The 6,983-nt window shown below is 55.5% G+C and carries 7 protein-coding genes; 1 reads left to right on the plus strand and 6 read right to left on the minus strand.

Annotated elements, in window-relative coordinates:
* The first annotated feature begins 134 nt into the window (after positions 1-134).
* Positions 135-1,403, plus strand: coding sequence for a hypothetical protein (locus APY94_RS04800; protein WP_245610414.1), 1,269 nt, complete (start codon positions 135-137; stop codon positions 1,401-1,403).
* A 51-nt stretch (positions 1,404-1,454) separates the two neighbouring features.
* Here the strand turns inward: APY94_RS04800 and glmM are convergent, their stop codons facing one another.
* The 6 genes from glmM to APY94_RS04830 all read right to left on the minus strand — a co-directional run.
* Complete coding sequence (glmM, locus tag APY94_RS04805; RefSeq protein ID WP_058938550.1) at positions 1,455-2,825, minus strand: phosphoglucosamine mutase; 1,371 nt, start codon at positions 2,823-2,825, stop codon at positions 1,455-1,457.
* A 10-nt stretch (positions 2,826-2,835) separates the two neighbouring features.
* Complete coding sequence (locus tag APY94_RS04810) at positions 2,836-3,240, minus strand: hypothetical protein (RefSeq protein ID WP_058938551.1); 405 nt, start codon at positions 3,238-3,240, stop codon at positions 2,836-2,838.
* A gap of 2 nt (positions 3,241-3,242) precedes the next feature.
* Positions 3,243-4,646, minus strand: a complete 1,404-nt coding sequence (locus APY94_RS04815; RefSeq protein WP_058938552.1) for a mannose-1-phosphate guanylyltransferase/mannose-6-phosphate isomerase — start codon at positions 4,644-4,646, stop codon at positions 3,243-3,245.
* A gap of 69 nt (positions 4,647-4,715) precedes the next feature.
* Complete coding sequence (locus tag APY94_RS04820) at positions 4,716-6,077, minus strand: ADP-specific glucokinase (protein WP_058938553.1); 1,362 nt, start codon at positions 6,075-6,077, stop codon at positions 4,716-4,718.
* 71 nt (positions 6,078-6,148) lie between these two features.
* A complete protein-coding gene (locus APY94_RS04825; protein WP_058938554.1) occupies positions 6,149-6,718 on the minus strand; it encodes a glucose-6-phosphate isomerase in 570 nt (189 codons plus the stop codon).
* Between the two features lie 66 nt (positions 6,719-6,784).
* Positions 6,785-6,983: site-2 protease family protein (locus APY94_RS04830; RefSeq protein WP_211259700.1), on the minus strand; the 199-nt coding region annotated here is incomplete at its 5' end.

Consider the following 6,983-nt stretch of genomic DNA (forward strand, 5'->3'; position numbering starts at 1 on the left):
CAGATTATCATAAACCTTAAAAATACCATTGATGTAAGTTATTATGGTGATGTCTGACGATAAAACAATTCAAAACCCTGGGCATATTGTTGATAATAACACTCCTAATGGCAACCTCAGCATCGGCTGAATGGATGCCCCCAAAGGACGGAATGGCCATAGTTCTGACCGACGAGAAGGGAAAGGTCCTCAAGGGTTTCTCAGAGGACTACGAGATTCAGGTTCAGGTTGACGTCGCCACCCCATCGGGCATCAAAACCCTCGGCCACTACAGAATCAAACGCACCGGAATATGGAAACTCGACACAACGAGAAGCATTGTGAAGGTAGCAAACCTGCGGAAAACCCTCCCACGGATAAGCAAAGAGAAACGCTACGGAGTCAGGGTTTCAGTCTGGGTTGTAGATAGGAAAAACGGCGTTCTTTACAGGGGGATTGGCTCAACCCTCCTCTCGACGGAAGATTTGGAAGGAGCCACCAAGAGGGTCGCGGTTACGGTTCTCGAAAAAGAACCCCTTCCAAAACCCGCCCACGAGGGATGGTACCACTACGAATGGAGGCCCGCAGATGACTCCTGGGAGGCGAAGGACTACGTTAAGGTCCCCCTGCTGATTATCGACAACAGAAACGGAAAGGGAAGGCTCCAGGGTTCAATCTCACTGGAGGCCACGTACAAAACGGAGTTCTCGGCAACGTTGGCGTATGGAACGGACTTGGAGGCAAAGTTCAGAAATGGTGACCCGGTTAAAGTCCTTTCATCGTCCGTGACGATATACGGGAAGAAGTGGGTTCCTGTGGAGGGTCACTATTACTTTTACCGCTCGATAGACGTTCCCGAAGGCAAGATGGGCTACATATACATCTGGGCCAAACCCTACTACAGACACGAAAAGGAGTATATCTGCGCCTGGGGAATGGGGGCCTACGGTTGCGGTGAAACCGGACGGGAGAGGATAGACGTCGGAATCTACGACGTGAACGCAGGCAGGGGTGTCAACGGGTACATCATCAATGGGGGCTATGAAGTCGAATCTCCAAAACTTGAAAGGTTTTACAGGTTTACAAAGGAAGGCCTTCAGCACGCTCTCCTGAAGGACGATGGAATAAGTCTCCAATACCTTTTCAAAGGCATCAGCGGAAATTGTGGTATTAAGTTCGGAATCGGGATTCCAGTCGGAGCCATTGCAGTCGCCTTTGGGGCACCCGCGCCAGTTGCGGGACTCGTTGCTTCAATTCAATATGAGAAAGCGGGGAGTATCAGTATGGACGGTGGGATACAAAACTACGGACCCCCAATAACACTACACGCCTCCAAGAGCGCTCAAAAGTACAAATTCAAAACGGGCTGGTTCAGCTCCTGTTCGGTCGAGGTTCCCATGGGATTCTATGTAAAGATCGGCTGAGTTGATTTCTTTTTATTCCCAACCCAATTTAGGTAGGAAGAATGAAAGAAGCTAAGCCCCGATCGCCTCCTCCAACAGCCCCAGTCCCAGCCTCAGGTACTCCTCGGCCTTCTCCTCGCTCTTTGCCTCACTGAAGACCCGGATTATCGGCTCGGTTCCGCTAGCCCTGACCAGAACCCAGCCGTCGTTGAAGAGTACCTTCGTCCCGTCGGTCGTGTCCACCCTGTATCCCTTCTTCTCGGCTAGCTCCGCGACTTTAGTCACGATGGCCTTCCTGTCGCCCTCAACGTGCCTCTTCGTCTTGAACTGGTAGTACTTAGGCAGTTCATCTATCAGCTCGCTGAACTTCTTGCCGGATTTGGCGAATATCTCGACTATCTTGGCAGTCGTCATGGCCCCGTCCCTGCCGAGCACGAAGTCCGGGAAGATTACTCCCCCGTTCTCCTCGCCGCCTATCGTCCCGTTGTTCTCAAGTAAAGCCCTAGCAACGATAAGGTCGCCCACCTTTGTGCGCATAACTCTGGCCCCGTTTCTCTTCGCTATGTCGTCGAGCAGGTTCGAAGTCGCGATTGTGGTAACGAGAAGCCCCCCACCGTTTTCCTTAAGCACGGCATCGGCAACCAGGGCGAAGGTCTTGTCACCCTGGATGAACCTGCCGTTCTCGTCGATGAAGACTGCCCTGTCGGCGTCGCCGTCCTGGGCGACACCGAAGTCCGCACCGAGGGCCTTCACTATCTCCTTAAACCCCTTCAGGTTCTCCTCGTTCGGCTCCGGATTTCTGGCAGGGAAATGGCCGTCCGGGTGGGCGTTTACAGAAACGACCTTACAGCCAAGCTCCCTGAGGAGGTAGGGAAGCGTCAAACTACCCGCGCCGTTGGAAGTATCCACAACCACGAAGGGCTTCCGCTTTTTGATGGCCTCAACGTCAACCCTGCTCTTTATCGCCTCGATGTAGGGTCTGATGACGTCTTCCTTCCTGACATCGCCTATCTCGTCCCACCTAGCCCTGTCGAAGTCTTCTTTAAAGAAAACATCCTCAACTACCGCTTCCCTCTCCTTCTTCAGTCCCATGCCGTTGGGTTCAAGCAGCTTTATGCCGTTGTATTCGGGTGGATTGTGGCTCGCCGTTATCACGGCGCCGCCATCGGCTTTGAAGTGCGCTGTCGCGAACTGTATTGCCGGGGTTGGCGCTATTCCAACGTCTATGACGTCGCAGCCGACGCTCAGGAGACCGCTTATAAGCGCTCCCTTGAGCATTTCCCCACTAACGCGGGTGTCCATGCCGACCACTACGAGGGGCCTCCTTCTGCCCTCGCGCTTGAGCATCGTTCCGAAGGCCATGCCCATCCTGATGGCAAAGTCGGGGGTTATCATCTCGTTCGCTATTCCCCTGACGCCGAAGGTACCGAACAGCCTTCCCATTGCAATCACCTCACATTAGAGCACTGGCAAAGTTGATTATCATCATCACGAAGATGTAGAGACCGTAGACGAATGCTCCCGCCTGAATCAGCGAGACGAGTATCTTCAGCGGCTTCCACTTGCCGGAGAGCAGGGGCACGGGTATGCCTATCAGTATCGCGGCGAAGAGGTAAACCACCGCGTTCTTTATGGCGGAGTAGTCCACGGGTATGTCTATCTGCGGGTAGGTTATGGTGACCTCCTGGCCCTGAACGGTAAAGGTTATATCGGCGTTCTGAAGCCCCACGACGATTATGTAGGACATTATGAGCACGAAGAGCAGCGTAGGCAGAAGGCTGAGCGAAAGGGAAGATATGGAGCTGCTGAACCGCTCCCATTCATCCCCGCAGTTCTTGACCTTCTCATCTTCAGCCATTATCACTCCCTCCCAAAGTCGTCCTCAAAACGGACTATATCGTCCTCACCGAGGTACTCCCCAATCTGGGTCTCTATGACCTCAAGGACGACCTTCCCCGGATTCTCAAGGCGGTGCTTAACTCCTGCCGGAATGAATGTGCTCTCCCCCGGCCGGAGGAGGATTTTCCTGTCCCCAACGGTGACCTTAGCGGTCCCCCTAACGACAACCCAGTGCTCGCTCCTGTGGTAGTGCATCTGAAGGGAGAGCTTCTTGCCGGGCAGAACGGTGAGGCGCTTTATCTTGTAGCGTTCGTTCTCCTCGAGGACGGTGTAGCTTCCCCAGGGACGATAGGCGGTCCTGTGGACAAAGACCCTCTCGTCCCCGCGCTCCTTGAGCAGTCTGTAAACCTCCTTGACGCGCTGGCTCTCCCCACGGTGCGCGATGAGAAGGGCGTCGTCCGTGTCTATTATTATGAGGTCCTCAACACCGACCGTCGCAGTCAGGCGCTCCGTCATCACGAGGTTGTTCCGGGAGTTCAGGGGAATGTACTCCGACTTCTTGCTGCCAATCTTTACGGCATTTCCGCTCTCGTCCTTCCCCATAACCTCATAGATGGCGTCGAAGCTGCCCAGGTCGTTCCAGTAGACGTTAAGGGGCACCACCGCGGCCTTGTCTGTCTTCTCCATGATTCCATAGTCTATGCTGATGTCAGGGGCGGCGCGGTAGGCTTCATCCACACTTTCGGCGTTCTCAAAGGCCTCGTACACGTCGGGGGCGTGTCGATGGATCTCCTCAATGAAGACTTCGGTATCAAACATGAACATGCCGCTGTTCCAGTAGTAGCCGTTCTCAACGTAGCGCTTGGCAGTTTCGAAGTCCGGCTTCTCCTTGAACTCATCGACGCGGTAGCCGAGGAGCTCGTCACCCTCCCGCAGGGCCTCGCCCGGCTTTATGTAACCGTAGCCAGTGTGGGGCCGGGTCGGCTTTACCCCGAAGGTAACCAGATGGCCCCGGGCGAGCCTCTCCGCGTTCCTGAAAGCCCTTTCGTAGGCTTCGTTGGCCTCTATCAGGTGGTCGCTCGGGAGAACGGCGACGATTGAGTCCCCGAAGGTTTCCTCAACTTGCTTTATGCCCCAGTAGATGGCCGGCAGGGTGTTCTTTCCCTCCGGTTCGAGCAGGATATTCCCCTTCGGAAGCTCCAGGCCGAGCTCCCTGATGTCGTCGAGAACCCTGAACTTGTATGCCTTATTGGTCACGACGAATATTTCATCCGGCTTCGAAAACCCGAGATTGAGCACCCTTTCCACGGTCCTCTGGAAGAGGGAACGATCGTCCAAGAACCGAACGAACTGCTTCGGCATCAGTTCCCTGCTCAGCGGCCAGAGGCGCGTTCCCTTGCCCCCCGCAAGAATAAGCGTCTTCATGGTAACCACCCCTGATTTCTGCACAATACTTGGGCCCATTTGTTTTTAACTTTGGCGTAGAAATGAAATTTAACGGAGGGCGAACTCGCCCACGAAGGCCGAACTCGATATGGTGTCGCCGATTCCGACGGTGCTCTTGGGCCTCGTTACTATCTTCGTCGGGGCGAAGGAGAGCTGGTAGCCATCGATCTCAGCGATGCCGTTCTTCATGCCGTACTCCCCGGCAAGCCTCTCCTCCACCGCTCCAGCCTTCTCGTTCACCGGGACGTCCATGGCCTTGACCACGTCGTCTATCGAGCGGACGTCGCCGAGCTTCGCCTTGGCAGCTGCCGCTAAAGCCGCGAAGAACAACGCGTCGCGGACGAACTCACCCTTATAGTTGGTCAGGGCGAGGTAGTAGCCGTAGGTGTGGAAGTGAATCCTCTTAACGCCGGTTCTCTCGGCGAGCCTTAGCATGGCCTCGGTGACCGCGATTGGGTCCACTGGGTCGTCGGCGAGGAGCTTCTCGGCGAGGCCCTTCTCACCCATGACCCCCATTATCGAGGCGAGCTCGACCTCGTTGAGGCCGACGCTGTGGAAATGGCCCAGGACGTCAATCAGGGCCATTCTGACGGTCTCATCCGCGGTGAAGGCGAACTCAAGGTGAACCGGAACGTCCCTCGCGTTCAGGATTTCGAGGTGGCGCACCATCTCTTCGAAAGGTTCGCGGTAGTTCTCCCTCGTTAGAGTCTGGAGACCGCTGATGATTCCCAGCTCGGCTTTTTTCGCCATCTCCTCAAAGTGTTCGGTGAACTCGGGCCTTATGTAGACGTTCGGATTGTAGTCATCGGCGGCGCCAATGAAGCGGTTCTCGCGGGGCGCCTCGAAGCCGAGAACCCTGAACCCGCGAGGGAACTCGTAGATGTAGTGGATGCAGTTCTCCTCGTCAGCCTGGAACTCCTTTGGATGGACGAGGTTAAGCTTCCCGTTCTCGACCTTGGGGACGTAGATCGGTCCGTCCTTGAAGAGGTCCGCCTGAAGCCTCGAAACCTGGGGAACGTGGGCTATGACCGGAACGTTGTAAACGCCGCCGAGGAGGTTGGCCATTATTCCGACCTGGCCCCCCATCCTGAGCTCGTCCCAGCCCCACTGTTTCATGTAGAACCTGACGGTGCAGCTCTCGACGAAGAGTTCTGCCGCCTTTCCGCGCCTGATGCTCCAGAGAATTCCACCGAAGAGATGCTCAATGGAGGTTATCTTCTCCGGAAGCTCCTCGGAGTACCTCAAAACCTCGTCCTTTCCGGCCCGCTCTATCCGCCGCCCCAGGTCCGTGGAGTCAAGGTACTTTATGGCGTCGATGTTCGTGTTGTACGCGAGGAGAACCCCACCGATTTTCCCAATGTTTTCACGGACTTTATCGAAGGCCGATGAGTAGAGAGCGTCCCAGGACATTGTATCACCGGGAGTGATGTAACTGCTGAAAGTTAATAAGGGTTGCGGTGAGAAGAAGAAAAATCAAAGGTTCACTCCTTCCACTTCGGGCTGTCAACGACCCTGACCTCACCGTTCTCCTCGACCACGAGTTTGGAGAAGCCCTTCTCGGCTATGCTGCCGTAGTCGTGGCCTGCGTCGGCGGGATATATCGCAAGGAAGATGAACGGCTCGTCGCCCGTGTTAACGGTCCTGTGCGCCCAGTAGGGGGGAACGTAGACAACCGTTCCGGGCCCCATCTCTATCCATTCGGCCTTTCCTTCGGGCGTCTGGAGGAGCATTCCGCCTCTTCCCTTGATGCCGTAGTATATCTCCGCCCTGTCTGCCTTGGAGTGATAGTGGCCCTTGGTGAAGAAGAACTCCCTTCCGACCTTACCCGGGTAGAGGACGGTGGTTGCGAAGTTGAGGTCGCCGTCCTTCTCCTCCTGCTCAATCGCGTAAACCTCGTAGACAACCGGGTTCTCCTTGAGAAGCTCTTCGTAAGCTTTTTCATCGACGAAGTATCCCTTCAGGTCGCTGAGCCTTCTGACGAGCTTTTTGGCCCCGGGAATGACGCCGGTTTCGAGGTCAATATCAACACCCAGCGGATTCTTGTACTCCATTGGAACCACCGTGATAGAAGTGAAGGTGGGGCTATTTAACCTTTCCCTTCTGTATCACCGAAAGTGTTACAGCAGTCTGAAGAGGAGGTAGGCGACGCCGATGGAGACCGCCCAGTAGCCGGCGTTCCAGCGGACGACCTTGGAGCCGTCCAGCGGCGGGAACGGGAGCAGGTTGAAGAACGCCAGCCACAGATTGACCGTTGCCGTCGTCTTGATGACCCACCAGATGGGAGTGAACGGAACCGCTGCTCTCAGGGCCACCAGT

Origin of the sequence: Thermococcus celericrescens (assembly GCF_001484195.1) — an archaeon.
Taxonomy (GTDB): Archaea; Methanobacteriota_B; Thermococci; order Thermococcales; family Thermococcaceae; genus Thermococcus; species Thermococcus celericrescens.